Annotated in this window: 22 protein-coding genes, 1 tRNA gene and 2 pseudogenes; 14 read left to right on the top strand and 11 right to left on the bottom strand. The window is 71.3% G+C overall.

The features are described 5' to 3' along the window. From BR39_RS0121005 to BR39_RS0120965, 9 genes and pseudogenes are all read left to right on the top strand, one after another. A partial coding sequence (locus BR39_RS0121005) for an alpha/beta fold hydrolase (protein WP_029915844.1) occupies positions 1-854 on the top strand: 854 nt, incomplete at its 5' end. Positions 855-865: 11 nt separating this feature from the next. Then, on the top strand, positions 866-1,390 hold the full coding sequence (locus BR39_RS0121000; protein WP_029915842.1) for a cytochrome P460 family protein: 525 nt from the start codon (positions 866-868) through the stop codon (positions 1,388-1,390). Between the two features lie 44 nt (positions 1,391-1,434). Then, positions 1,435-2,703 (top strand): epoxide hydrolase family protein, encoded by a 1,269-nt coding sequence (locus tag BR39_RS0120995; RefSeq protein ID WP_029915840.1) that lies wholly within the window; start codon positions 1,435-1,437, stop codon positions 2,701-2,703. A gap of 26 nt (positions 2,704-2,729) precedes the next feature. Further along, the gene (locus BR39_RS0120990; RefSeq protein WP_029915838.1) at positions 2,730-3,134 is read left to right on the top strand and encodes an organic hydroperoxide resistance protein; all 405 of its coding nucleotides are present in this window, start codon (positions 2,730-2,732) and stop codon (positions 3,132-3,134) included. Continuing rightward, entirely contained in the window at positions 3,112-4,212 is a 1,101-nt protein-coding gene (locus BR39_RS0120985) for a redoxin domain-containing protein (RefSeq protein WP_029915836.1), read from the top strand. The genes BR39_RS0120990 and BR39_RS0120985 overlap by 23 nt, the downstream gene beginning before the upstream one ends. Before the next feature lie 76 nt (positions 4,213-4,288). Continuing rightward, the gene (locus tag BR39_RS0120980; protein ID WP_029915834.1) at positions 4,289-5,065 is read left to right on the top strand and encodes an alpha/beta fold hydrolase; all 777 of its coding nucleotides are present in this window, start codon (positions 4,289-4,291) and stop codon (positions 5,063-5,065) included. A gap of 54 nt (positions 5,066-5,119) precedes the next feature. Continuing rightward, positions 5,120-5,964 (top strand): annotated as a pseudogene (locus tag BR39_RS27485) (oxidoreductase). Positions 5,965-6,017: 53 nt separating this feature from the next. Next, positions 6,018-6,560 carry an RNA polymerase sigma factor gene (locus BR39_RS0120970; protein ID WP_051695987.1) on the top strand — a complete coding sequence of 181 codons (543 nt, stop codon included), beginning with the start codon at positions 6,018-6,020 and terminating at the stop codon, positions 6,558-6,560. Positions 6,561-6,582: 22 nt separating this feature from the next. Next, positions 6,583-7,557 carry a FecR family protein gene (locus BR39_RS0120965; RefSeq protein ID WP_029915830.1) on the top strand — a complete coding sequence of 325 codons (975 nt, stop codon included), beginning with the start codon at positions 6,583-6,585 and terminating at the stop codon, positions 7,555-7,557. Positions 7,558-7,560: 3 nt separating this feature from the next. Here the strand turns inward: BR39_RS0120965 and BR39_RS25475 are convergent, their stop codons facing one another. Beyond that, positions 7,561-10,653, bottom strand: a complete 3,093-nt coding sequence (locus tag BR39_RS25475) for a TonB-dependent receptor (RefSeq protein ID WP_156035853.1) — start codon at positions 10,651-10,653, stop codon at positions 7,561-7,563. A 72-nt stretch (positions 10,654-10,725) separates the two neighbouring features. Between BR39_RS25475 and BR39_RS26820 the strand changes: the two genes are divergently transcribed. Further along, positions 10,726-10,878, top strand: a complete 153-nt coding sequence (locus BR39_RS26820) for a hypothetical protein (protein ID WP_197026739.1) — start codon at positions 10,726-10,728, stop codon at positions 10,876-10,878. 17 nt (positions 10,879-10,895) lie between these two features. Then, on the top strand, positions 10,896-12,368 hold the full coding sequence (locus BR39_RS0120950; RefSeq protein WP_051695985.1) for a winged helix-turn-helix domain-containing protein: 1,473 nt from the start codon (positions 10,896-10,898) through the stop codon (positions 12,366-12,368). A gap of 136 nt (positions 12,369-12,504) precedes the next feature. On the opposite strand, the gene BR39_RS0120945 is transcribed toward BR39_RS0120950, so the two are convergent. The 6 genes and pseudogenes from BR39_RS0120945 to cobA form a co-directional block, all read right to left on the bottom strand. Beyond that, positions 12,505-13,389 (bottom strand): GyrI-like domain-containing protein, encoded by an 885-nt coding sequence (locus BR39_RS0120945; protein WP_029915828.1) that lies wholly within the window; start codon positions 13,387-13,389, stop codon positions 12,505-12,507. A gap of 169 nt (positions 13,390-13,558) precedes the next feature. Then, positions 13,559-14,326, bottom strand: a complete 768-nt coding sequence (locus tag BR39_RS0120940) for a phosphoadenylyl-sulfate reductase (RefSeq protein ID WP_029915826.1) — start codon at positions 14,324-14,326, stop codon at positions 13,559-13,561. Next, positions 14,326-14,844, bottom strand: a complete 519-nt coding sequence (locus tag BR39_RS0120935) for a DUF934 domain-containing protein (RefSeq protein ID WP_029915824.1) — start codon at positions 14,842-14,844, stop codon at positions 14,326-14,328. The genes BR39_RS0120940 and BR39_RS0120935 overlap by 1 nt, the downstream gene beginning before the upstream one ends. Next, the gene (locus BR39_RS0120930; RefSeq protein ID WP_029915822.1) at positions 14,828-16,486 is read right to left on the bottom strand and encodes a nitrite/sulfite reductase; all 1,659 of its coding nucleotides are present in this window, start codon (positions 16,484-16,486) and stop codon (positions 14,828-14,830) included. The genes BR39_RS0120935 and BR39_RS0120930 overlap by 17 nt, the downstream gene beginning before the upstream one ends. Before the next feature lie 5 nt (positions 16,487-16,491). Beyond that, entirely contained in the window at positions 16,492-16,857 is a 366-nt protein-coding gene (locus tag BR39_RS0120925; RefSeq protein ID WP_029915820.1) for a DUF2849 domain-containing protein, read from the bottom strand. A 71-nt stretch (positions 16,858-16,928) separates the two neighbouring features. Continuing rightward, positions 16,929-17,714, bottom strand: a pseudogene (gene cobA, locus BR39_RS0120920) (uroporphyrinogen-III C-methyltransferase); the annotation flags it as partial. Positions 17,715-17,935: 221 nt separating this feature from the next. Here cobA and gcvA point away from each other — a divergent pair. Both gcvA and BR39_RS0120910 read left to right on the top strand, forming a co-directional pair. Continuing rightward, positions 17,936-18,892, top strand: a complete 957-nt coding sequence (gene gcvA, locus BR39_RS0120915; protein ID WP_029915817.1) for a transcriptional regulator GcvA — start codon at positions 17,936-17,938, stop codon at positions 18,890-18,892. A 49-nt stretch (positions 18,893-18,941) separates the two neighbouring features. Continuing rightward, complete coding sequence (locus tag BR39_RS0120910) at positions 18,942-19,271, top strand: chorismate mutase (RefSeq protein ID WP_029915815.1); 330 nt, start codon at positions 18,942-18,944, stop codon at positions 19,269-19,271. A gap of 3 nt (positions 19,272-19,274) precedes the next feature. On the opposite strand, the gene BR39_RS0120905 is transcribed toward BR39_RS0120910, so the two are convergent. The 3 genes from BR39_RS0120905 to BR39_RS0120895 form a co-directional block, all read right to left on the bottom strand. Next, complete coding sequence (locus BR39_RS0120905) at positions 19,275-19,877, bottom strand: hypothetical protein (RefSeq protein WP_029915813.1); 603 nt, start codon at positions 19,875-19,877, stop codon at positions 19,275-19,277. A gap of 8 nt (positions 19,878-19,885) precedes the next feature. Next, the gene (locus tag BR39_RS0120900; protein ID WP_029915811.1) at positions 19,886-20,713 is read right to left on the bottom strand and encodes a TIGR00266 family protein; all 828 of its coding nucleotides are present in this window, start codon (positions 20,711-20,713) and stop codon (positions 19,886-19,888) included. A 126-nt stretch (positions 20,714-20,839) separates the two neighbouring features. Beyond that, positions 20,840-21,178, bottom strand: a complete 339-nt coding sequence (locus BR39_RS0120895; protein ID WP_029915809.1) for an Hpt domain-containing protein — start codon at positions 21,176-21,178, stop codon at positions 20,840-20,842. A gap of 81 nt (positions 21,179-21,259) precedes the next feature. On the opposite strand from BR39_RS0120895, the gene BR39_RS0120890 reads away from it, so the two are divergent. Then, positions 21,260-21,335: transfer RNA gene (locus BR39_RS0120890), tRNA-Lys, on the top strand. A gap of 115 nt (positions 21,336-21,450) precedes the next feature. Here BR39_RS0120890 and BR39_RS0120885 read toward each other — a convergent pair. Continuing rightward, positions 21,451-22,401 carry a helix-turn-helix domain-containing protein gene (locus tag BR39_RS0120885; protein WP_029915806.1) on the bottom strand — a complete coding sequence of 317 codons (951 nt, stop codon included), beginning with the start codon at positions 22,399-22,401 and terminating at the stop codon, positions 21,451-21,453.

Here is a 22,401-nt window from a genome sequence, read left to right as displayed (position 1 = left end):
TCGGCTATGTCGAGATGGGCCCCAAGGACGGCCCGGCGGTGCTGCTGCTGCACGGCTGGCCCTACGACATCCACGCCTTCGTCGAGGTCGCCCCGCGGCTGGCCGCCGCCGGCCATCGGGTGATCGTCCCGCACCTGCGCGGCCACGGGACCACCCGCTTCCGTTCGACCGACACGCCGCGCAACGGCCAGCAGGCCGCCCTGGCCATGGACGGGATCGCCCTGCTCGACGCCCTGGAGATCAAGCAGGCCGTCGTCGCCGGCTTCGACTGGGGCGCGCGGACCGCCGACATCCTGGCCGCCCTCTGGCCCGAGCGGTGCAAGGCGCTGGTCTCGGTCAGCGGCTATCTGATCGGCAGCCAGAAGGCCAACGCCGCCCCGCTGCCGCCCGCGGCGGAACTCCAGTGGTGGTACCAGTTCTACTTCGCCACCGAGCGCGGCCGAGCCGGCTACGCGGCCAACACCGAGGCGTTCAACCGGCTGATCTGGACCCTGGCCTCGCCGAAGTGGACGTTCGACGACGCCGCCTTCGCCCGCACGGCCAAGTCGTTCGTCAATCCCGACCACGTCGACATCGTGATCCACAACTACCGCTGGCGGCTGGGCCTGGCCCAGGGCGAGGCCCAGTTCGACGACCTGGAGGCCAAGCTGGCCGCCGGCCCGCCGATCACCATCCCCGCCATCACGATGGAAGGCGACGCCAACGGCGCCCCGCATCCGCAGCCGGCCGCCTATGCGGGCAAGTTCAAGGGCCCCTACGCCCACCGCCTGATCACGGGCGGGATCGGCCACAACCTGCCGCAGGAGGCGCCCGCCGCCTTCGCCCAGGCCGTGCTCGACGTCGTAAAGCTGTAGGGAGCGGACCGATGAAGTCGCCCTTGCTGATCGTTCTCGCCGGCGGCGCCGCGGTCACCGTCGCCGGTCTCTGCTGGGCCGACGCCTCGGCCTGGGCGTGGACCAGGCCGGCCTCCGAGGCCTCGCCGATCTACGGGGTGCGGATCCCGTCCGGTTACCGCGACTGGACCCTGGTCGCTCCCGCCCAGGAAGCCGCGCCGCTGGACGAACTGCGCGCCACGGTCGGCAACGGCAAGGCGCTGAAGGCCTACCGGACCGGCAAGACGCGCCCGTTCCCCGACGGGACGGTGCTGGTCAAGCTGGCCTGGAAGCATACGGCCTCGCCCGACTTCCCTCCCGCCTCGGTCCCCGGCGCGGCGACCACGGTCCAGGTGATGGTCAAGGACGCCAGGCGCTACGCCTCGACGGGCGGCTGGGGTTTCGGCCGCTTCATCGACGGCAAGCCGGTGGACCAAGTCCAGCACGAGACCTGCTTCTCTTGCCACGCCGCCCGCGTGAAGGACCGCGACTACGTCTTCACCCGCTACGCGCCCTAGGGCGCTCGGGCCTCCCCTCCTCCCCAAGCTCCACGGAGTTTCCAGTGAACAACCCGTTCTTACCGGCCACCCGCCGCGCGGTGGTCGGCGGCCTCGCCGTGGCCGGCGCGGCGGCCCTCGCGCCTGCCTTGGCCAAGGCAACCTCGCCCGCCATCCGACCATTCAAGGTCGCCATCCCCCAGGCCGACATCGTCGCCATGAAGCGCCGCATCGCCGCCACCCGCTGGGCCGACGCAGAGCCGGTGTCCGACGACACCCAGGGCGTGCGCCGCCGGACCCTGGAACCGCTGATGGCCTACTGGGCCGGCGCCTATGACTGGCGCAAGGTCGAGGCCCGGCTGAACGCCCTGCCGATGTTCGTCACCGAGATTGACGGCCTGGACATCCAGTTCATCCACGTCCGCTCGCGCCACGACAACGCCATACCGATGATCCTGACGCACGGCTGGCCGGGCTCGATCCTGGAGTTCCTGAAGGTCATCGATCCGCTGACCAATCCCACCGCCCACGGCGGCGAGGCGAAGGATGCGTTCCACCTGGTGATCCCGTCCATCCCGGGCTTCGGGTTCTCGGCCAAGCCGACCGTCCCCGGCTGGGGCTCGGACCACATCGGTCGAGCCTGGTCGCAGTTGATGCTGCGCCTGGGCTACGAGCGCTACGTCTCGCAGGGCGGCGACTGCGGTTCGGTGATCTCCCAGCGGATGGCGCTGCAGAAGGTGCGGGGCCTGATCGGCATCCACCTGAACATGCCCGCCGTGGTCCCGGCCGAGATCGCCCACATCCTGGCCGCCGGCGACCCCGCGCCCGCCACGCTGTCGGCCAAGGAGCGCGGCGCCTTCGACCAGCTGGAGGCCTTCTATCGCGACAACTCGGCCTACGCCGCGATGATGAACACCCGTCCCCAGACCATCGGCTACTCGCTGGTCGACTCGCCCGTCGGCATGGCCGCCTGGATGTACGAGAAAATCTCGCAGTGGACCTACAGCGGCGGCGATCCGCTGAAGGTGCTGACCCGCGACGAGATCCTCGACGACTTCTCGCTGTACTGGCTGACGGCGACCGGCGCCTCGGCGGCGCGGATCTACTGGGAAGACCACTCCAACAACTTCAACGCCCGCGGCGTCATCGACCTGCCGGTCGCCGTCACCGTCTTCCCCGGCGAAATCTTCCGCGCGCCCAAGACCTGGGCCCAGCGCTGCTACACCGACCTCTTCTACTTCAGCGAGGCCTCCAACGGCGGCCACTTCGCCGCCTGGGAGCAGCCCCGGGTCTTCGCCGAAGAGGTCCGCGCCGCCTTCCGCCCCCTCCGCTGATCCATTTTCCAGAGAACGAGATTCCCATGACCCAGACCCTCTACACCGCCAAGGTCCACGTCGCCGGCGGCCGCGACGGCGCCGCGCGCAGCGACGACGGCCGGCTGGACATCAAGCTGTCGACACCCGGCGGTCCCGGCGCCGGGACCAATCCCGAGCAGCTGCTGGCGGCTGGCTGGTCGGCCTGCTTCCAGGGCGCGATGGCGATCGCCGCTCGCCAGCAGGGCGTGACCCTGGACGGCGTGGCCATCGACGCCGAGATCGACCTGAACACCGATGGGACCGGCTACTTCCTGGCCGCCCGCCTGAACATCTCGACACCGGGCTTGGACGCCGAGGTCGCGCAACGGCTGGTCGAGGCGGCCCACCGGACCTGCCCCTACTCCAAGGCCCTGGAAGGCAACATCGATGTCGCGTTCAACCTCGTCTGACCGGCCGTCCCGCCGGGTCTGGCTGAAGGGCGCGGCGGCGGGGCTGGTCCCGCTGTCGCTGGGCGGCGTGCTGGCCCTGCCGCCGGTGCGCGGCGCCCTGGCCCGCGCGCTCGACAGCGGCCCGGCCCTGAGCGCCCTGAACCTGTCGGGGCCCTGGCTGAACGGTCCGCCCCTCGACGCCGGCGGCCTGGACGGTCGGGTGGTGGTGGTCTGCTTCTGGACCTACTCCTGCATCAACAGCCTGCGGGTCCTGCCCTATCTGCGGGTCTGGCAGCAGCGGTACGGCGCCCGCGGCCTGACGGTGATCGGCGTCCACACGCCCGAGTTCGCCTTCGAGACCGAGCTGCCCAACATCCGCCAGGCGCTGAAGGACCTGGACGTGACCTTCCCCGTCGTCGTCGACAGCGGGCGGCGGATCTGGCGGGCGTTCGGCAACAACGCCTGGCCGGCCTTCTACGTGATCGGCGCCGACGGCCGCCTGCGCGGTCATGTCGACGGCGAGGGTCGCTACGACCAGATCGAGCGCCTGATCCAGAAGCTGCTCTCCCAGGGGCCCAGCCCGGGCGCGCCCGAGGCGCTGTCGGAGGTGGTCGGCGTCGGCCCGCAGGCGGCGCCCGACTTCCGCGACCTGGAATCGGGCGAGACCTATGTCGGCTACGCCCAGGCCGCCGACTTCGTCTATCCCGGCGGCCTGAGGCGCGACGTCGAGCAGCGCTATCACCCGCCGCGCGACCTGCCGCTGAACCGCTGGAGCCTGTCGGGCGTCTGGCAGGCCGGCGAGGAGTTCGCCACCAGCGCCGCGCCCGCCGCCGCGGTCGCCCACCGCTTCCACGCCCGCGACCTGCACATGGTGCTGGCCCCGGCCATGGCCAGCCGGCCCGTCCGCATCCAGGTGCGGCTGGACGGCCAGGCGCCGGGCCAGGACCACGGCTGGGACGTCGGCGCCGACGGCATGGGCCTGGTTGACCGGCCGCGCATGTACCAGCTGGTCCGCCAGGCCCGGCCGGTCGCCGACCGCACCTTCGAGCTCCAGGCCCTCGACCCGGGCCTTCGCGCCTACGTCTTCACCTTCGGCTAGCCGCTGTTTCTTTCAAGACCCGGCGCTCCCAGGGCCATCCTGGCCGCCCCACACATCACCGCATGGAGATCCTCCGATGACCAAGAAGACCCTCGCCCTGGCCCTGGCCTTCAGCCTGACCGGCCTGGCCGCCGCCCAGGCCCAGACCCCGGCCAAGCCGACCGTCGTGCTGGTGCACGGCGCTTTCGCCGACAGCAGCAGCTGGAACGGCGTGGTCGCCGACCTGACCCGCGACGGCTATCACGTGGTGGCCGCCGCCAACCCGCTGCGCGGCGTGGCCAGCGACGCCGCCGCCGTCCGCACGGTGATCAATTCCATCCCCGGCCCGGTCATCCTGGTCGGCCACTCGTACGGCGGCACGGTGATCTCGGCCGCCGCCGACGGCGCTTCCAACGTCAAGGCGCTGGTCTATGTCGCCGCCTTCGCGCCGGAGGTCGGCGAGAGCATCTTCGACCTGACCGGCAAGTTCCCGGGCAGCACCCTGCCCCCCACCCTGGACAAGCCCGTCGACCTGCCCGGCGGCGCGCACGACCTGTATATCCAGCAGGACAAGTTCCCCGCCCAGTTCGCCGCCGACGTGCCGCTGGCGCAGGCCCGGCTGATGGCCGTGGCCCAGCGCCCGCTGACCGACGCGGCCGGGGCCGAGAAGTCCGTCGCCACCGCCTGGAAGACCCTGCCGTCCTGGTGGGTCTATGGCGAAGCCGACCGCAACATCCCGCCCGCCGCCATGAAGTGGATGGCGGAGCGCGCCCACGCCAAGCAGGTGGTCGCCATCCCCGGCGCCTCGCACGTGGTGATGATCTCGCACCCCCACGAGGTCTCCAAGCTGATCGAGACCGCCGCCACGAACTGACCGATCCCGCGCGCCGGGTCGCGCCGGAACCACCGACGTCCTGAAGGAGAAGACATGTCTCAGAGATGGCTCATCACCGGTTCCTCGCGCGGCCTGGGCCGGGCCCTGGCCGAGGCCGCCCTGGCCGCTGGCCTCCGCGTCGTCGCCACCGCCCGCGATCCCCGCGCCCTGGCCGACCTGGTCGACCAGTATGGCGACGCGGTGCGCACGGCCGCGCTCGACGTCACCGACCCGCAAGCCGCGGCACGCGCCGTGGCCCTGGCGGTCGAGGCCTTCGGCGGCCTGGACGTGGTGGTCAACAACGCCGGCTACGGCGACATCGGCTCGGTGGAGGACACCGCGCTGGAGGACTTCCGCAAGCAGATCGACGCCACCTGTTCGGCGCGATCATCGTGACCAAGGCCGCCATCCCCGTGATGCGCGAGCAGCGTTCGGGACACTTCATCCAGCTCTCCTCGGTGGGCGGACGCCTGGGCGCGCCGGGCCGCGCGGCCTATTCGGCCGCCAAGTGGGCGGTCGAGGGCTTCTCCGAGGTGCTGGCCCAGGAGATGGCCCTGGTCGGGGTCAAGGTCACCATCGTCGAGCCGGGCGGCTTCCGCACCGACTTCGCGGGTGCCTCCACGACCTTGAACGCCGGACGTCCGGAGTACGACGCCGTGGTCGGCGCGGCCGCGCGGCGGCAGGCCCAGTACGACGGCCGGCAGCCGGGCGATCCCAAGCGCGCCGCCCAGGTCCTGCTGGTCGTCGCCGCCATGGACGAGCCGCCGCTGCGCCTGCCGCTGGGCAGCGACGCCGTCGCCGCGATCAGCGCCGCCGACCAGCGCCGTCTGGCCGAACTGGAGCGCTGGGGACCGCTCAGCGCCTCGACCGACTTCGACGATCCCGGCCCGGCGTCGTGAAGCGGGCTCCGCGATGGACGGCCTGGACCGAATTGCTCCATGATGCCGCCCGCATGCGCGCGGGATGGGACGACACCTCTGGCAAGGACGGCGAGACGGACCTGGCCGCCCGCTCGCGCGCGCTGAGGGGCGCGCTGACCCGCTATTTCCAGCGCCGCCTGCCGGACGCCAACGAAGTCGACGACCTGGTGCAGGAGGTGTTCCTGCGCATCGTCCGGCGCGGCGACAGCCAGGACCTGGACCGGTTCGAGGGCTATGTCTTCGCGACCGCCGCCAGCGTCCTGAAGGATCGGCTCCGACGCCGCCGCGTGCGCATGAGCTCCGCCCACGTGTCGTTCGAACCCGACCTCCATAGCCAGGCCGACGTCTCGCCCGAACAGACCGTCCTGGCCCGCGAGGCCCTGCGCTCGACCACCCGCGCGATCATGGCCCTGCCCGAGCGGACGCGGACGATCTTCGTCCTGCGCCGCCTGGAAGGCCTGAGCCATCCCGAGATCGCCCGCCGCCTGGGACTGTCGCTGAGCGCGGTCGAAAAGCACGTGCAGCGGGCCGCCAAGCATCTTCTCTCGCTCGGAGAGGAAAACCATGACGCCTAGCCGCCCGACACAGCCTTCAGGAATGACGCCGAAGGACGCCGCCGCCTTCTGGCTGGCGCGGCATGACGCCGATCCGGCCGCCGCCGCCGATCCGGCCTTCCTGGCCTGGCTGGCCGAGTCCGATGACCATGCGGCGGCCTGGGCCCGCGCCCAGGCCCTGTGGGCCCGCGCGACCGACGACCTGCGCGACGATCCCCTGGCCGAGGCCCTGCGCGCCAGCGCCCTGGCCGCCCGCCCCCCCGTATGGCCCAAGGCGCTGGCCGCCGCCTGCGTCGTCGCGGCGGTGCTGCTGGGCGCGGGCGTCGGCTGGCGCTACTGGCCGGGGCGCGGGCCTTCCGGCGCCCAGGTCGCGACCCCGACGCCGGCGACCCAGCTGGCCACCCTGGCGGGGGAACGGCGCGCCGTCGCCCTGGCGGACGGCACCCGGCTGGACATGGACAGCGCCACCCGCGTCGACGTCGCCTTCGACGACAAGGTCCGCCGCCTGCGGGTGGAGAGCGGCCAAGTCTATATCCAGGTGGCGCGCGACACGACGCGCCCCTTCGCGGTCGACGCGCGCGACCAGACCATCGTCGATCGCGGCACCGCGTTCGGCGTGCGGGTCATGCCCGGCATGATGTCTGTGACCCTGGCGCAGGGCAGCGTCGCGGTCGGCGCGCACGGCGGCCCGCCCGAGCACGAGCTGAAGCCGGGCGAGCGCCTGATGCTGCGCGACGGGCGCCCCGCCCAGCTGCAGACGGTGGACGTGAACGCGGTCCTGGCCTGGCGCGACGGCTTCGTCGAGTTCTCCGACACCCCGCTGTCCGACGCGGTCGCCGAGATGAACCGCCACGGCGGTCGCAAGATGGTGATCGCCGATCCCAGCGTCGGGGCGCTGAAGGTCAGCGGCCGGTTCAAGCTGGGCGAGCCCGAGCGGTTCCTGCGCACCGTGTCGATGCTGTTGCCGGTCCGCGCGGTCCGGGTGGGCGAGACGCTGGAGATCCGCCCGGCCCCGTAGTCGTCAGAACCGGCGCGTCAGGCTGATCTCGAAGGCCCGGCCGTCGGCGTCGCCATAAGGGCTGTAGCCCATGGCCGCGGTGAAGGCGAACGGCGGGGTCGCGTCGGCCAGGTTGCGGACGGTCAGCTGGACCTCGGTCTTCTCGCCGACCGACCAGGCCGCGAAGGCGTCCAGATAGACCTGGGACGGGATCCGCCCGCCCTTCAGCCGCGCCAGGTACTGGGTGATGTAGAGGGGCTGGAGGCCGGAATCGGCCACCGCGTAGCTGGCGTAGTACCGGGCGTTGAGGCCCACGGTCAGGGCCTCGCCCGTCCATTGCCCGCCGGCGAAGGCCCGGACACGCAGGGGGCCGTCGCTGTAGCCGGCGGTCTCGGTCCAGGGACCGTCGAGATGCACCTGGCGACGATAGCTGGGCTGCCAGACGCCGCGCAGATAGGCGCTGACCTCGCCGCCCGCGAGCCGGCGGCGGTACTCGCCGCTGACGTCCACCGTCTCGGCGATCGAGCGGCCGACGTTCATCATGGTGGCGTCCAGATAGGTGACGGCGCCGACCGTGTAGCCCTTGGCCCGATCGGCGTCGGTCAGGGGCGCCCGCACCACCCGGGACGGATACAGCGCCTCGTGCGCCAGGATGTAGCCGATGGAGTCGGCGTCGACCTCGGTGATCTCCCGCGTCTTCTCGGTGCGCTGGTAGTCGATCGACAGCCGCGCCCCGTCCAGCCATCGCGGCTTGATCACCACGCCCAGGCTGAAGGTGCGGGCCAGCTCCGGGTCGAGATCGGGCGAACCGGCCTGGACCAGCTGCATCGGCGCGGTCACGGCCAGCGGCTGGCCATCGCGCTTGGGGTCCAGCTTGGGATAGCCGGTCCCGTTCAACGACAGGACCGTCGGCTGGACCTGGTCCGAGCGCGGCGGCAGATGGCCTTCGCTGTAGCTGGCGCGCAGCATGACGCCGTCGGTCACGAAGGTCTTCACGCCCACCATCTTGGCCACGACTAGGTTCTCGATGGCCACCTGGCTCAAGGTGGCGATCCCGCCCGAGTCGAGAGTCAGGTCCGAGCGGGGCGCGGTCATCCGGTAGTCGTCCGCGCGCAGGGCGGCTTGCAGCTCCAGGTCCTTGAAGGGCCCCCAGGCGTCGCTCGTCGTCAGGGGCGCGCGCCATTCGGCGGCGGCCGACCGCGTCGTCAGGCCCAGCCGGTTGCCCTGGACGGTCTTTGGCAGGCCGGTGTTGCGATCGTAGCTGAAGCTTTGACCGCCCGGCGCCCGCTCGCGCGCGGCCTCGGCCGACAGCGTCATGGTCAAGGGACCGCCCGGCAGGCGCCACAGCGGCCCCGAGGCGCGCAGGTTGAGATCCTCCAGCGTGTCGCTGAGCTTCAGCAGCGAGCCGCCCGCCAGTCGATAGGCGCTATAGGTCTCCAGGAACAGGTCCTCGGGGTCGAACGGCGACAGGCTCGGCCCGACCAAGCCCGAACTGACCGCGGTGGACGTTCCGGCATAGACGGTGGCGCCCCGGGCGTCGTTGGCGACCCGCACCTGCGACCGGCTCCAGCCGGCGTCCGCCTCGGCCATCCAGCCGCGCGGCAGACGCGCGATGAGCCCCGCGTCGAGCTTCTGGGTGGCGCTGCGGTTGCGGACGATCCCCTCCCACGGGACGGATCGCGACACATAGACCGACTGCTCGAACGGATTGAGCGGCGAGCTGGCCGACATCGTCAGCACCGTGTCGCCGGCCGGGACCGTCGCGCGGCCACGATTGTCGAGGAACAGGTAGTCGAAGAAACCCTCGAAGATCCCGGCTTCCTGGCGCCCGCTGACCACCAGCGACCGCCGGTAGGTTTCGGTCATCAGGCTCTGCTTCTCGCCGAAGGCGTCGTCGGGAAGGTCCAGGTCGAGCCGGCCCGCGTTGGCGACGGCCTCGGCGGCGGTGAAGCCGGCGGTCGAGAAGGTGGTGAAGGTCGATCCCAGCGCCTGGCCGCCATAGGCCGGCTTCAGGGTGAGCTGGCCGCCGCTGCTGACCACGTTGACGCCCAGTCCCACCGGCACATAGGCCTTGGGCACGCCGCCCTTGATGAAGTCCGCGCCGTTCGAGGTCAGGGCCCGCTCGCCGAACAGCCGCTCGCCCACGTCCAGCCCCTGGTCCCGGCCCAGGGCGATCCGCACCGACAGCCCGCCCCGGCCGTCGCTGGAGGTCCGGCCGATCGCCGCGTCCAGACGGGAGGCCAGCCCCCCGCCGTGTTCGGTGCCTCCCTGGGCCAGCTTCACCTCGGCGCCCTGGTAATCGCGCTTGAGGACGATGTTGACCACGCCCCCGGTCGCCCCAGGGCCGTAGAGGGCGCCGGCCGCGGCGGTCAGCACCTCGATGCGCTCGACGGCGGCCAGCGGGATCCCGTTGACGTCGGCCTGGATGAAACCGGCGCTGGCGCCCACGGCTTCGGGCGCGCTGGGCAGGCGGCGGCCGTCGACCAGCACCAGGGTCTGGCCCCCGCCCAGGCCCAGCAGGTCGATCCGCGACCGGGCCGAGGCGGAATTGGCGGCCGGCGACTGGGTCAGCGCGCCGGCCTGGGCGTCGGCCGGCATGGTCCGGCGGATGAAGCCCTCGACGTCCAGGTCGCCCGCGCGGCGGATCGCCTCCTCCAACGCCACGTCGTAGGGCTGGATGTCGTCGCGGGTGCGGCGGATGCCCGTATTCAGGTTGCGCCGGCCCAGGACCAGGATCTCGGACACCGCCCCGTCGCCGGCGTCCACCGGCGGCCGGGCCGGCGGCGGACCCGCCATCGGCTTGATCACATAGGCGCCGTCGCTGGTCCGCTGGACGCCCAGGCCCGTCGAAGCCAGGGCGGCCGCCAGCGCCTGGTCGACCGTGTATCGGCCCTTCAGCCCGGGCGCGCGGAGCTTGTCGGTCACGGCGCGGTCGAAGGCCAGCTCCGCCGACCCGGCGCGCGCCACCCGCTTCAGCGTGAGGGAAAGCGACTGCGCCGGCATGTCCAGCGCGATGGCGTCGGCGGCATGGCTCGCGCCCGCCTGACCCACCGCCAGGACAAGAGCCAGGACGCCCGCCGTCTGTCGCCGGCGCGACCCAAGACCGGAGTGCTTCAAGAAAGTTTCCGCCCCGGCGTACGGGATTGGACGAAGGCTGCGTTCCTGGTGCCGATCGCGGAGAGCGAACGAATGCGCCAAGCCACCAACGTCACCATCCGCGCCTCGCGCCCGCCAACCGAAGCGCAGGCTTATGCCATGCCCACGCTCGACCGCAAGCTCGGCTCGCGCGCCGTGGCGGCCCGACGCTTCCGGCGCCGTCCGACAGCGGACGATCGCTCGTGAATGGGGCGGCCGGTGCCTTGCGGGCGGACGTCCGCCCCTTCCGTGCCCCGCCAGGGGACCAGGGTCGGGAGCTGGATCAGCTGTGCTTCGACCACTTCGCCGTCGATCCCGCAAAACGTCTGCTCACCCGGGACGGCGCGCCCGTCGAGATCGGCGGTCGCACGTTCGACCTGCTGCTGGCGCTGGTCGAACAACGCGGTCGCGTGGTGCCCAAACGGGAGCTGCTCCAGCGGGTCTGGCCCGACGCGATCGTCGAGGACTCCGCGCTTCGGTTCCACATGGCCAGGCTCCGCCGGATCCTCGACGACGGGCGCGAAGGCGTCCGCCTGATCGCCACCCAGGTGAGCGTCGGCTACGCCTTCGTCGGCGCCGTCGCGCGACGGCGCCCGGCGGCCATGCCCGCCGCCCTCACCGCCCAGCCGGACGCGAGTTTGCCGTCGCGGCTGGACCAGGTGATCGGCCGTGATGACGACCTGGAGGCGCTGATCGAACGGGCCGCCGCCGTCCGGCTCCTGAGCATCGTCGGCCCGGCCGGCGTCGGCAAGACCAGCCTGGCGATCGAGATCGCCCACGCCCTGCAGCCCGATTTCGACGACGGCGTCGGCTTCGTCGACCTGGCGCTGGTCGAGACGGCCGAGGACCTTCCCGCCGTGATCGCCCGGACCCTGGGTTTGGGAACCGACGCTCATCAGTCGACCGAGGCGCTCCTTCGCCGCCTGCGCGGTCGCCAGCAACTGCTGGTCCTCGACAACTGCGAGCACCTGGTCCACGCGGTCGCCGGCTTCGTGGAACAGGTCGCTTCGGCGGCGCCGGGAGTCCATATCCTGGCCACCGGCCGGCAGGCGCTTCGGGCGCGCAACGAGCAAGTCCACCGGCTGGCGCCGTACGACGTCCCGGCCGACCTCGCGACGATCGGGCGCGACGACCTGCTGGACCGTCCCGCCGTCGCGCTGTTCCTGCATCACCTCACGGCCGCCGGAGGCGTACGCGTCGAGGAGCTGGAGCCCCTCAGGACGATCGCCCGGATCTGCATCCGCCTGGACGGCGTCGCCCTGGCGATCGAATTGGCGGCCGTGCGCGCCGCCACGCACGGGGTCGAGGCCACCGCCAGACTGCTCGGCGGCGAGCTCAGCCTGCGGTGGCCCGGACGGCGGACGGCTTCGCCCCGGCAGCGCACGCTGAAGGCGACGCTCGACTGGAGCTACGCCCTGCTCTCGGAGACCGAACGCCGGGTCTTCGAACGGCTCTCCCGGCTGCCCACGCCGTTCTCCCTCGAGACGGCGCTTGGAACCGTCGCCGACGAGGCGCTCGACATCGACAGCGCCGTGGCCGCGCTGGATGGGCTCGCAGAGAAATCCCTGATCCGTCCCCGCGACGGCGAATACCACTGGGCCGAGTTCACTAGAGTCTATGCGCGCGAGCGGCTGAGCATGCGCATAACCATCCAAGAGCGGAGCGCTCAAGGTCCCGCGCTTCGTGTGGCATTGTGAATGGCGACGAGGCGCCACAGACCGCCTATCGACGCCACAGAGGCGGTGAAACCCCTCACCCTCCCACCGCCTGACGGCGGCGGGCCCCTCCCTCTCTCCATGAGAGAGGGTTTCCCAGGAACCCGCCGCCCTTCCCCTACTTCAACGGCAGGAACAGCTCGACCACCACCTCGTGCACGGTCGCGTTCGGGGGGAACGAGAAGTGCCGCTGGCAGTAGATCGGGAAGTCCCGCGCCTCCTCGCCGCTGGCGGGCAGCCAGTCGCGGTAGAGATAGAGCGCGGCCGGCTCCAGGTTGTGGGTGTCGTGGACGACGCGCAGCACCGCGCAGCGTCCGCCGGGGATTTCGCCGGCCTTCATCACCGGGTCGTCTTCGGCGATCGGCCGGTCGGTGCCGATGCACAGGTCCATGCTGTAGTCGGCGGGGTTCTCGGGAATCCTTTCGGACCGGAAGATGTTGTAGGTCGAGCTGGTCTCGGGCGACAGGCCGGCGGCTTTTCGCCAGGCGATGAACCGCTCGATGGTCGTACCGAGCGTCGCCCGGTCGCCGCGATGTTCCAGCACCGCCACCGGGGTCGGGGGCGTCTGGCGGATCATCACGTCGTCGGGGGTGTAGGTGATAGGCATGAGCTTGCTCCTGGCGTTGTCCAAGGGCCCGAAGGCCGCAAGCCACGGCGCCCAGTCGGGCGTTTTCCGGAACGACGAAGGCGATTGGCCGAACCTCTGGCGGAAGGCGCGGGCGAAGGCGTCGGGGGCGTCGTACCCGGCCTCCATCGCGATTTCCGTGACGCTCTGGGCGCCCTTCGAGGCCAGCCGGTGCGACGCGCGTTTCAGGCGCGCCAGCTGGACGTAGCGATGCACGGACAACCCGAAGGTCGCCATGAACTGCCGGTGGAAGTGGAACTTGGAGAAGGCCGCGACGCGGCTCATCGTGTCCAGGTCCAGATCACCGTCCAGATGCTGGTCCACATAGTCCAGCACCCGCTGCATCCGGGCTTTGTAGTTTCGAACCGCCGCCTTCATCGTCACCCTTTTCCGTGGTGGCGCCAGATAGCCGCGCGCCGCCGGATCGTGCTCGACCGATCTTGCGGTTTAACCGGAATGGGACGGACTTTCCCCCTGCCCGTGCGGGCGGGGGCCGATGGACGCGAAATGGCCGCGGAGGGCCGGCGCCGGTCCTAGGGCGCGCGCCCTAGATCCCCTCGCCCACGGTGGGCGCCGCGCCCGGGGCCCGGGCCACGTGGATGCCGCACTCGGTCTTGTCCTGGCCCGCCCAGCGGCCGGCGCGGACGTCGGCGTTGGGATCGTCCACCGGCTTGGTGCACGGCCAGCAGCCGACCGAGGGGAAGCCCTGGGAAACCAGCGGGTGGGTCGGCAGGTCGTGCTCGGCGACATAGGCGTCCAGCTCGGCCTTGCCCCAGTTGGCCAGGGGGTTGAACTTGATCTGGCCCTCGGCCTGCTCGACCACGGCCAGGCGCAGGCGGTCGCCGCCGTGGAAGCGCTTGCGGCCGGTGGTCCAGGCGGCGAACTCGCCCAGGGCGCGGTCCAGCGGCAGCACCTTGCGGATGTGGCAGCAGGCGTCGGTGTCGGTGCGCCAGAGGTCGGACTTGGGATCGGTGACGGCCAGGTCGGCGAAGGCCGGCCGCAGGTCGCGCACGTCGGTCAGGCCCAGGCGGGCGGCCAGCGACTTGCGGTAGTCCAGGGTCTGGCCGAACAGCATGCCGGTGTCGAGGAACAGCACCGGGATGTCCTTGGACACCTGGCTGGCCAAGTGCAGCAGCACCGCCGATTCCGCGCCGAACGAGCTGACCAGGGCCAGCTTGTCGCCGAAGGTCTCGTAGGCCTTGCGCAGGATGGTCAGCGGATGGGCGTCGCGCAGTTCGGCGTCCAGCCGCGCCGCCAGGGTCGGCTGCACGGCGACGGCCGGCTTCACCTCGATCGCGGACTGGTCGTAGGCCATCAGACAGCCCTTTCCTCGAACGCCACCCGCCGGTGATCGGCGGCGCGCTGATAGACGTGACGGAAGCGGTGCGCCGCCTTGGTCCAGGCCTCGGGCGTGGCGCCGTCGGCGGGTTCGAAGGCGTCGAAGCCGCAGCGGACCATGAAGCCGGCCTGCTCCTGCAGCACGTCGCCCACCGCCCTCACCTGGCCGGTGAAGCCCAGGCGCTCGCGCAGCAGGCGGGCCGAGGTGTAGGCGCGGCCGTCGCGGTATTTCGGGAAGGCCAGGGCCACCACCGACAGGCGCGGCAGGTCGTAGGCCAGGGCCTCGACCTCCTGGTCCGGCTCGACCCGCACGCCGACGCGGCGGCTGTTGGACAGCAGGATCTCGCCTTCCGCCTGGAAGCGGGCCAGCGACAGGATCACGTCGCCCTCGGGCAGGGCGTCGTCGTCGCCCACGTGGACGAAGCCGTCCTCGGCCCATTCGGCGCCGAAGTCCTTGCCGCTGGGATCGCCGGTCAGCTTAATCAGCTTGGGCATAGACAGCCTCCTTGAACGGCTCGAGGCCGACGCGGCGATAGGTGTCGAGGAAGCGCTCCTCGCCGGTGCGGATGTGGAGATAGGCTTCGACCAGGGCGTCGATGGCCGGGGCCACCTTGTCGGCCGACAGGCCCGGGCCCAGGATCTTGCCGATGCTGGCGTCCTCGGCGCCCGAACCGCCCAGCGACAGCTGGTAGAATTCCTCGCCCTTCTTGTCGACGCCCAGGATGCCGATGTGGGCCACGTGGTGGTGGCCGCAGGCGTTGATGCAGCCGCTGATCTTGATCTTCAGCTCGCCCACCTTCTCGGCCCGGTCGGGGTCGGCGAACTTACGGGCGATGTCCTGGGCGATCGGGATGGCGCGGGCGTTGGCCAGGGCGCAGTAGTCCAGGCCCGGGCAGGCGATGATGTCGCTGGCCAGGTCGATGTTGGCGGTGGCCAGGCCCGCGGCTTCCAGCGCCGCGTGCACGGCCGGCAGGTCGTCCAGCTTGACGTGCGGCAGCACCAGGTTCTGGGCGTGGGTGACGCGGATGTCGTCCAGGCTGTAGCGCTCGCCCAGGTCGGCGACGACGTCCAGCTGGTCGGCCGTGGCGTCGCCCGGGGTCTGGCCGATGGCCTTCAGCGACACCTCGACGATGGCGTAGCCGGGGACCTTGTGCGGCTTGACGTTGTTGCGCACGAAGCGCTGCAGGGCCGGGCTGGCGGCGCGGGCGGCCTCGAAAGCCTCGGACACGTCCGGCAGGGTCTCGAACCGGGGCTGGGCGAAGGCGGCGCGGATGCGGTCCAGCTCGGCGGCCGGCAGGTCGGCGCGCTCGGCGCTGATCTTGCCCCACTCCTCCTCGACCTGGCGGGTGAACTCCTCGATGCCCAGGGCGGCGACCAGGATCTTGATCCGGGCCTTGTAGATGTTGTCGCGGCGGCCGTGGCGGTTGTAGACGCGCAGGATCGCCTCGACGTAGCTGAGCAGGTGCTCGGCCGGCAGGTACGAGCGGACGGTCTGGGCGATGTAGGGCGTACGCCCCTGGCCGCCGCCGGCCACCACCTCGAAGCCGATCTGGTCGTCGCGGCCCTTGCGCAGGAACAGGCCGATGTCGTGGGTCTTGACCGCCGCGCGGTCGGTCAGGGCGCCGGTGACGGCGATCTTGAACTTGCGCGGCAGGAAGCTGAACTCGGGGTGCAGGGTCGACCACTGGCGCAGGACTTCCGACCACACGCGCGGGTCGTCGATCTCCTCGGCCGTGGCGCCGGCATAGGGGTCGGCGGTGACGTTGCGGATGCAGTTGCCGCTGGTCTGGATGGCGTGCAGGTCGACCTCGGCCATGGCGTCGAGGATGTCGGGCACGTCCTTCAGCTTGATCCAGTGGAACTGCAGGTTCTGGCGCGTGGTGAAGTGGCCGTAGCCCTTGTCGTAGGTGCGGCCGATCCAGGCCAGGCGGCGAACCTGGCGGCTGTTCAGCGAGCCGTACGGGATGGCGATCCGCAGCATGTAGGCGTGCAGCTGCAGGTACAGGCCGTTCATCAGCCGCAGCGGCTTGAACTGGTCCTCGGTCAGCTCGCCGGCCAGGCGGCGGGCCACCTGGTGGCGGAACTCGTTGGAGCGGTCCGTCAGGAACTCGCGGTCGATGGCGTCGTACAGGTACATGCGGCTTACTTCCTGCGGATCAGGTCGACGCGGCCGGTCGAGCGGGCCGCGCCGTCGGCGTGGCGCAGCGCCTCGACCACCTCGCCGCCGACGGCCTGCTTGCCGTGGGTGGGTTCGTTGGTGGGGCCCAGGGCCCGGATGCGTTCGCGGTAGCTGACCGGCGCCCAGCGCCCGTCGGAGGGGGTCAGGTCGATCGAATAGACGTCGATCACCACCGTCGGCTGGGCCTTGCCCGTCGCCACGGCGGTCTCGACCTCGGCGTCCTGGCCCTCGTCGAACAGCTGGGCGTCGCCGAAGCCGTCGACCCAGGCGCCGCCCTTCCAGAACACGACTTCGCCGTCGATCAGGCGATTGGCGGTGATGGCTTTCATGAACGCAGGCTCGCGGACTGGAGAACTTGGAGATCGGCCAGGTCGGGCGTTCCGACCCCAAGGCCTGTTGCGGCCATGGCCATGGCCTCGCCGACCATCAGCAGCGCCGGGCCCTTCAGGCCCTCGGCGGCGACGGCCAGGCCGGCCACGGTGGTCAGGATGCGGCGCTCGTCGGGACGGCTGGCGTTCTCGACGATCAGGGCCGGGGTCGAACCCGCGCGGCCGGCCGCCGTCAGGCGCTCGGCGATCAGGCCGGCGGTCGAGACGCCCATGTAGACGACGACGGTCTGGTTCGGGCGCGCCAGGGCGGTCCAGTCCAGGTCCGGTTCGCCGTGGGCGGCGTGGCCGGTGACGAAGGTCACGGCCTGGGCGGCGCCGCGATGGGTCAGGGGCGCGCCGGCGCCGGCCGAGGCGGCCAGGGCGGCGGTGACGCCGGGCACGACGGTGCAGTCGACGCCGGCGTCGCGGCAGGCCGCCAGCTCCTCGCCGCCGCGGCCGAACAGGAACGGGTCGCCGCCCTTCAGCCGCACGACGGTCAGGCCGTCCAGGGCGAGGGCGACCAGCAGCTGGTTGATGTCGTCCTGCGGCAGGGTGTGGCGGGATTTGCGCTTGGCGACGTTGATCCGCCGCGCCGCCGAGGGCGCCAGGTCGAGGATCTCGTCGGACACCAGGCCGTCGTGCACGACCACGTCGGCGGCCTGCAGGGCCTTCAGGGCCTTGATCGTCAGCAGCTCGGGATCGCCGGGCCCCGCGCCGACCAGGGTCACCCGGCCGGGATCGCGCGCGCGATCCCCGCCGCCGAGGGCGACCAGGCCGGCCTTTGGCCGCGAAGCGGATCGGACCGTGGGCCGAGCCATCAGATTCAGGTCCTCTATAAGCCAGACGCCACTGCCGCCGCCCCGGACCGGCGACTTCGCCAAACCGGTTGCGCCGAAAGCATTGCGGGGCGAACCCTAGGGTCCGCCCCGCCCGCGTTCACCGACGAAAAGGGCCATCTCCGTCAGCGAACGCTTGCAAATTGGTCGCGGGCGGGCCAATTCGCAAACAAGGTCTTCTGCCGGGGCGTTCAGTAAAACTCATGGAAAGACAGTCCGAACGGCGCCGCCTTCCGCCCTTGAACGCCCTGCGTGCGTTCGAGGCGGCTGCGCGTCACCTGAACTTCAGCCGCGCCGCCGACGAGCTGTCGGTGACGCCCGGCGCCGTGAGTCAGCAGATCCAGAACCTCGAGGACTATGTCGGCGCGGCCCTGTTCAAGCGCACGCCCAAGGGCCTGCTGCTGACCGACGCCGCCCAGACCGCCCTGCCCGCCCTGCGCGAGGCCTTCGACCGCCTGGCCGAGGCCGCCAGCCTGCTGACCGCCGCCGTAGACGGCCGCCGCCTGACCCTGACCGCCGCCCCCTCGTTCGCCGCCAAGTGGCTGGTGCCGCGCCTGGGCAAGTTCGAGCAGGCCCAGCCCCAGGTCGACGTCTGGCTGTCGGCCGGCATGGAGGTCGTCGACTTCGCCGCCGGCGAGGTCGACCTGGCCATCCGCTACGGCTCGGGCCGCTATCCGGGTCTGGAGGTCATCCGCCTGCTGAACGAGACCGTCGTCCCCGTGGCGTCGCCTGAACTCCTGGCCACCAACCCCTTGGAATCACCCGAGGATCTGGCCCACCACATCCTGCTGCACGACGGCTCGCCCGACGCCGACGACAGCTGCCCGGACTGGGCCATGTGGCTGGCCGCGCGGGGCATCAAGTCGGTGGACGGGGCCCGCGGCCCGCGCTTCAACCAGTCCAGCCTGGTGATCGAGGCCGCCGCCAACGGACGCGGGATCGCCCTGGCCAAGCAGACCCTGGCCCAGGCCGATCTCGACGCCGGCCGTCTGGTCATCCCGTTCGAGGCCGCCACCGCCGTCGACTTCGCCTATTACGTCGTCCACCCCAAGGCCAAGGGCCGCCTGCCGCAGGTGAAGGCGTTCGTCACGTGGCTGCAGGCCGAGGCGGCGGCCCACGAAGCCGCCCTTCTGACCATGGACAACGGCGCGGGCATCTAGCTTGAGGTTTCGGGTGGCCCCGGCCGCCGGAACCGGCTTAAAGGGGCGCATGATCAAGACGACTCTCACGGTCGACGAGCGCCTCGCTCCCGCCGACTGTTCGACCATGCTCGACGTTCGCAAGGGCGTGGACGCCCTGGACCGGGCCCTGGTCCAGCTCCTGACCGAGCGTCAGGGCTACATGGACGCCGCCGCCCGCATCAAGGCCGACCGCTCCAAGGTGTTCGACCGCGCGCGGATCGAGGACGTGGTGGAGAAGGTCAAGGCCGCCGCCCGCGAGTCCGGCCTGTCGGAAGCCATCGCCGAGCCCGTCTGGCGCACCCTGATCGACCGCTGCATCGCGTATGAGTACGACAGCTGGGACCGGACGAAGGGCTGAGGCCTAGTCGGCGCGCAGCGCGGCGATCGAACGCCGAAGGTTCGCGCGCGCCGGCGCCTCGAAACGCGCCCGTCCCCACGGACTGAAGTACAGCGCCTCGCGCTCGAGGAAGCGCTCGAGGATCGCCGCGCGCCCCTGCCGGAACAGCGCCTCGGGAACCTCGCGATACTCGTGCCGCACGCCGGCCTCGTAAGCGTCGAAGGCCTCGGGCGCGGCCCCCAGGATTGACAGGTCCATGTCCAGGAACACGCCCATGTCGCCGCGCTCGTCGGCCGGCAGGTCGTCGGGTATGGCGTGGCGCTGGGTGGCCTCGATCAGGCGTATCGCCCGGGCCAGGCTGACCTCGGGGACCACCCCGTCCAACATGCGGCGCGCCAGCTCGGCGCTGCGGGTCTCGTTGTCGGCCCGGCGCGGCTCGTAGATCGCGTCGTGCAGCAGGATCGCGCAGCGCACCGCCAGCGGGTCGTCGAGATCGCCCGCCACCTCATCCAGCAGGCCCAGCAGCGCCAGGGGATGGCTCCAGGCGTGATAGCCGCGATCCGGCCCCTCGTGCAGGGACCGGATCTCGGCCAGCAGGTCTTCGGGCAGGGCGAAGGGTTCGGCCATGCGGCGGCTCAGTTCCCGTCGATCAGGTTGCCGATCTGCCCCAGGATCGAGCCCTCGCCGCGGTTGCCGCCGCCGCCCTGGGCCGCTTGCAGCATCCGCCCGGCCAGGCGCGAGAACGGCAGGGACTGGATCCACACCTTCCCCGGACCGCGCAGGCGGGCGAAGAACAGGCCCTCGCCGCCGAACAGCACGCTGCGCACACCGCCGGCCATGACCAGGTCGAAGTCGACGCCCGGCGTGTAGGCGGCCAGGCAGCCCGTATCGACGTGCAGCTCCTCGCCGGCCTTCAGCTCGCGCTCGACAAGGGCCCCGCCCATCTGGACGAAAACCCAGCCGTCGCCGTCCAGCTTCTGCATGATGAAGCCCTCGCCGCCGAACAGGCCGGTCATCACCCGCTTCTGGAAGTGGATGCCGATCGACACGCCGCGCGCGGCGGCCAGGAAGCTGTCCTTCTGGCAGATCAGCGACCCGCCCAGCTGGCCCAGGTTCAGCGGCAGGATGTTGCCCGGGGTCGGCGCCGCGAAGGCGACCCGCGCCTTGCCCGAGCCGGTGTGGGTGAAGACGGTGGTGAACAGGCTCTCGCCGGTGACCAGGCGCTTGCCCGCCCCCAGCAGCTTGCCCATGAAGCCGCCGCCGTTGTCGCCCGAACCGTCGCCGAACACCGTGGTCATCTGGACGCTGGCGTCCTTCCAGACGAACGCCCCGGCCTCGGCCACGGCGCTCTCGCCCGGGTCCAGCTCGATCTCCAGGAACTGCAGCTCCTGACCCTTGATCTCGAAGTCGATGTCGTCGGCGACGGCGGCGCTGCGGTGATGCGACCAGGGACCGTTCGTCATGGCGTTGGGGGCTCCCGTTGAACTCGCCGCACCTTAGGCAAGCTCGCGGGACGACGCCAATTACGCATCGGTAAGCTGGGCCGTGACGCCTTGGAGCAGCTGATTGAGAGTCAGCGGCTCTTCCCCCTACCCCTTCAGCGACCGCAGCGCCCGCTCGTGGGCGTAGGCGGCGATGTCCATCAGGGCGGCGTCGAGGGCGTCGCGCACCTGGTCCAGGCTGGCGGTCCCCGCCTCGGCCTCGGCGCAGACGTCGCCCAGCTGGAAGGCGCCCACGCCGCGCGCCGCGCCCTTGACCGTGTGGACCGCGTCACGCCAGCCGGGATGGCCCGGATCGAGCATCGGCGTCCACAGCGCGGCCTGCTCGCGGAACAGCGCCAAGACCTCGTCGATCACCGTGGAATCGTCCATCGCGAACCCTTCCAGATAGGCGAAATCCACGGCTCCGCTGATATCTCGTCTGGCCAAAAAATAGTCCCTTGCGTTCCAAGATTCTTTGAGTATGTTCCGCGCCTCGCCGCCGAGGCACTTCACTGCTTCGGGCCGAGCGGGCGCATAGCTCAGTTGGTAGAGCAGCTGACTCTTAATCAGCGGGTCGTAGGTTCGAATCCTACTGCGCCCACCATTCTTTCTCCTAAAAATTAGAGAACGCGAAGAGTATCTCCCCTCCCGGGGGCAGGAAACTTTGTTGTTCGGATCGCTGAAGTGACGGCCTCGGGCTCGCCCGCGGGTCTGCTCGGCTAGGCCGCGGCGCGCTGGCGGAACTCGCGCGGCGAGACGCCGTACTGGTCGCGGAAGGCCCGGCTGAAATGGGCCGAGCCGTTGAACCCCCAGCGGAAGCAGATCTCCGAAATCGACAGCCGCGCGTGCTGCGGACTGGCCAGGTCGGTGCGGCAGCGCTCCAGCCGGCGCGTGCGCAAATAGTGGCTGAAGGTCTCGTCGGCGCTGGCGAACAGCTTCTGGACGTAGCGGGGCGAGACGCCCTCCTCGTCGGCCACCCGGCGCAGCGACAGGTCCGGATCGGGCAGCAGGGTCTCGATGGTCTGGCACAGGCGCTGGAGGTGGGCGGTGGGCGCGGCCGCCCCCACGCCCAGCACGTCGGCCGCCGCCCCGCCCTCGGCCAGGCAGATGGCCAGGAACTCGGTGAGGGCCAGCTCGACCGGCCGCAGCTGGTCGACCGTCAGGTCCTCCAGCCCGTCGGCCGTGGCCCGCAGCAGGCCCGACAGGATGTGGGCCACGCCGGTGGCCGCCTGCAGCCGCCCGACGCGGAGGCTGACGGGAGTGATCAGCCGGTGGTCCAGGGCCACCCTGGGGGCGCGGACGAACATCAGCCGGCACCGGGTCTCCAGCCGCAGGGCCGCGGCCTGGCCGGTGGGGCCGTAGGCGATGTCGCCGGGCTCCAGCGCCTCGGCCAGGTCGTCGGTGACGAGGGTCCCCTCGCCGTTCAGCAGCACCGCAAGCCAGACGGCCGCCGGCTGGCCCGACAGGCGTCCGGAGATCGCCTGGGCCCCGGCCTCGACCAGGGCGAACTCGATGCCCAGGGGCGAGGTCAGGCACACCACCGAGGCGCTGGCCGGCTCGGCGTCGGGCAACCCCTCGATCGGCAGGCCCAGCCGGCTCATCGCCTCGCGCCAGGCCTGCGCCCGTTCGGCGCGGGGGTGGCTGTCGGTGCTGAACGACCAGGCCTTCAT

The sequence above is a fragment of the Caulobacter sp. UNC358MFTsu5.1 genome, assembly GCF_000712075.1.
GTDB lineage: Bacteria > Pseudomonadota > Alphaproteobacteria > Caulobacterales > Caulobacteraceae > Caulobacter.
This window is presented reverse-complemented; position numbering and strand designations above follow the sequence as displayed.

Excerpts from the sequence above, each read along its gene's own strand:
- BR39_RS0120980 (WP_029915834.1), top strand. The coding sequence starts at position 4,289 with ATGACCAAGAAGACCCTCGCCCTGGCCCTGGCCTTCAGCCTGACCGGC.
- gcvA (WP_029915817.1), top strand. The coding sequence starts at position 17,936 with ATGGAAAGACAGTCCGAACGGCGCCGCCTTCCGCCCTTGAACGCCCTG.
- BR39_RS0120930 (WP_029915822.1), bottom strand. The coding sequence starts at position 16,486 with ATGTACCTGTACGACGCCATCGACCGCGAGTTCCTGACGGACCGCTCC.
- BR39_RS0120990 (WP_029915838.1), top strand. The coding sequence starts at position 2,730 with ATGACCCAGACCCTCTACACCGCCAAGGTCCACGTCGCCGGCGGCCGC.
- BR39_RS0120970 (WP_051695987.1), top strand. The coding sequence starts at position 6,018 with ATGCGCGCGGGATGGGACGACACCTCTGGCAAGGACGGCGAGACGGAC.
- BR39_RS0120940 (WP_029915826.1), bottom strand. The coding sequence starts at position 14,326 with ATGGCCTACGACCAGTCCGCGATCGAGGTGAAGCCGGCCGTCGCCGTG.
- BR39_RS0120925 (WP_029915820.1), bottom strand. The coding sequence starts at position 16,857 with ATGAAAGCCATCACCGCCAATCGCCTGATCGACGGCGAAGTCGTGTTC.
- BR39_RS0120885 (WP_029915806.1), bottom strand. The coding sequence starts at position 22,401 with ATGAAGGCCTGGTCGTTCAGCACCGACAGCCACCCCCGCGCCGAACGG.
- BR39_RS0120965 (WP_029915830.1), top strand. The coding sequence starts at position 6,583 with ATGACGCCGAAGGACGCCGCCGCCTTCTGGCTGGCGCGGCATGACGCC.
- BR39_RS0120905 (WP_029915813.1), bottom strand. The coding sequence starts at position 19,877 with ATGGCCGAACCCTTCGCCCTGCCCGAAGACCTGCTGGCCGAGATCCGG.
- BR39_RS0121000 (WP_029915842.1), top strand. The coding sequence starts at position 866 with ATGAAGTCGCCCTTGCTGATCGTTCTCGCCGGCGGCGCCGCGGTCACC.
- BR39_RS0120985 (WP_029915836.1), top strand. The coding sequence starts at position 3,112 with ATGTCGCGTTCAACCTCGTCTGACCGGCCGTCCCGCCGGGTCTGGCTG.
- BR39_RS0120945 (WP_029915828.1), bottom strand. The coding sequence starts at position 13,389 with ATGAAGGCGGCGGTTCGAAACTACAAAGCCCGGATGCAGCGGGTGCTG.
- BR39_RS0120935 (WP_029915824.1), bottom strand. The coding sequence starts at position 14,844 with ATGCCCAAGCTGATTAAGCTGACCGGCGATCCCAGCGGCAAGGACTTC.
- BR39_RS26820 (WP_197026739.1), top strand. The coding sequence starts at position 10,726 with ATGCGCCAAGCCACCAACGTCACCATCCGCGCCTCGCGCCCGCCAACC.
- BR39_RS0120910 (WP_029915815.1), top strand. The coding sequence starts at position 18,942 with ATGATCAAGACGACTCTCACGGTCGACGAGCGCCTCGCTCCCGCCGAC.
- BR39_RS0120900 (WP_029915811.1), bottom strand. The coding sequence starts at position 20,713 with ATGACGAACGGTCCCTGGTCGCATCACCGCAGCGCCGCCGTCGCCGAC.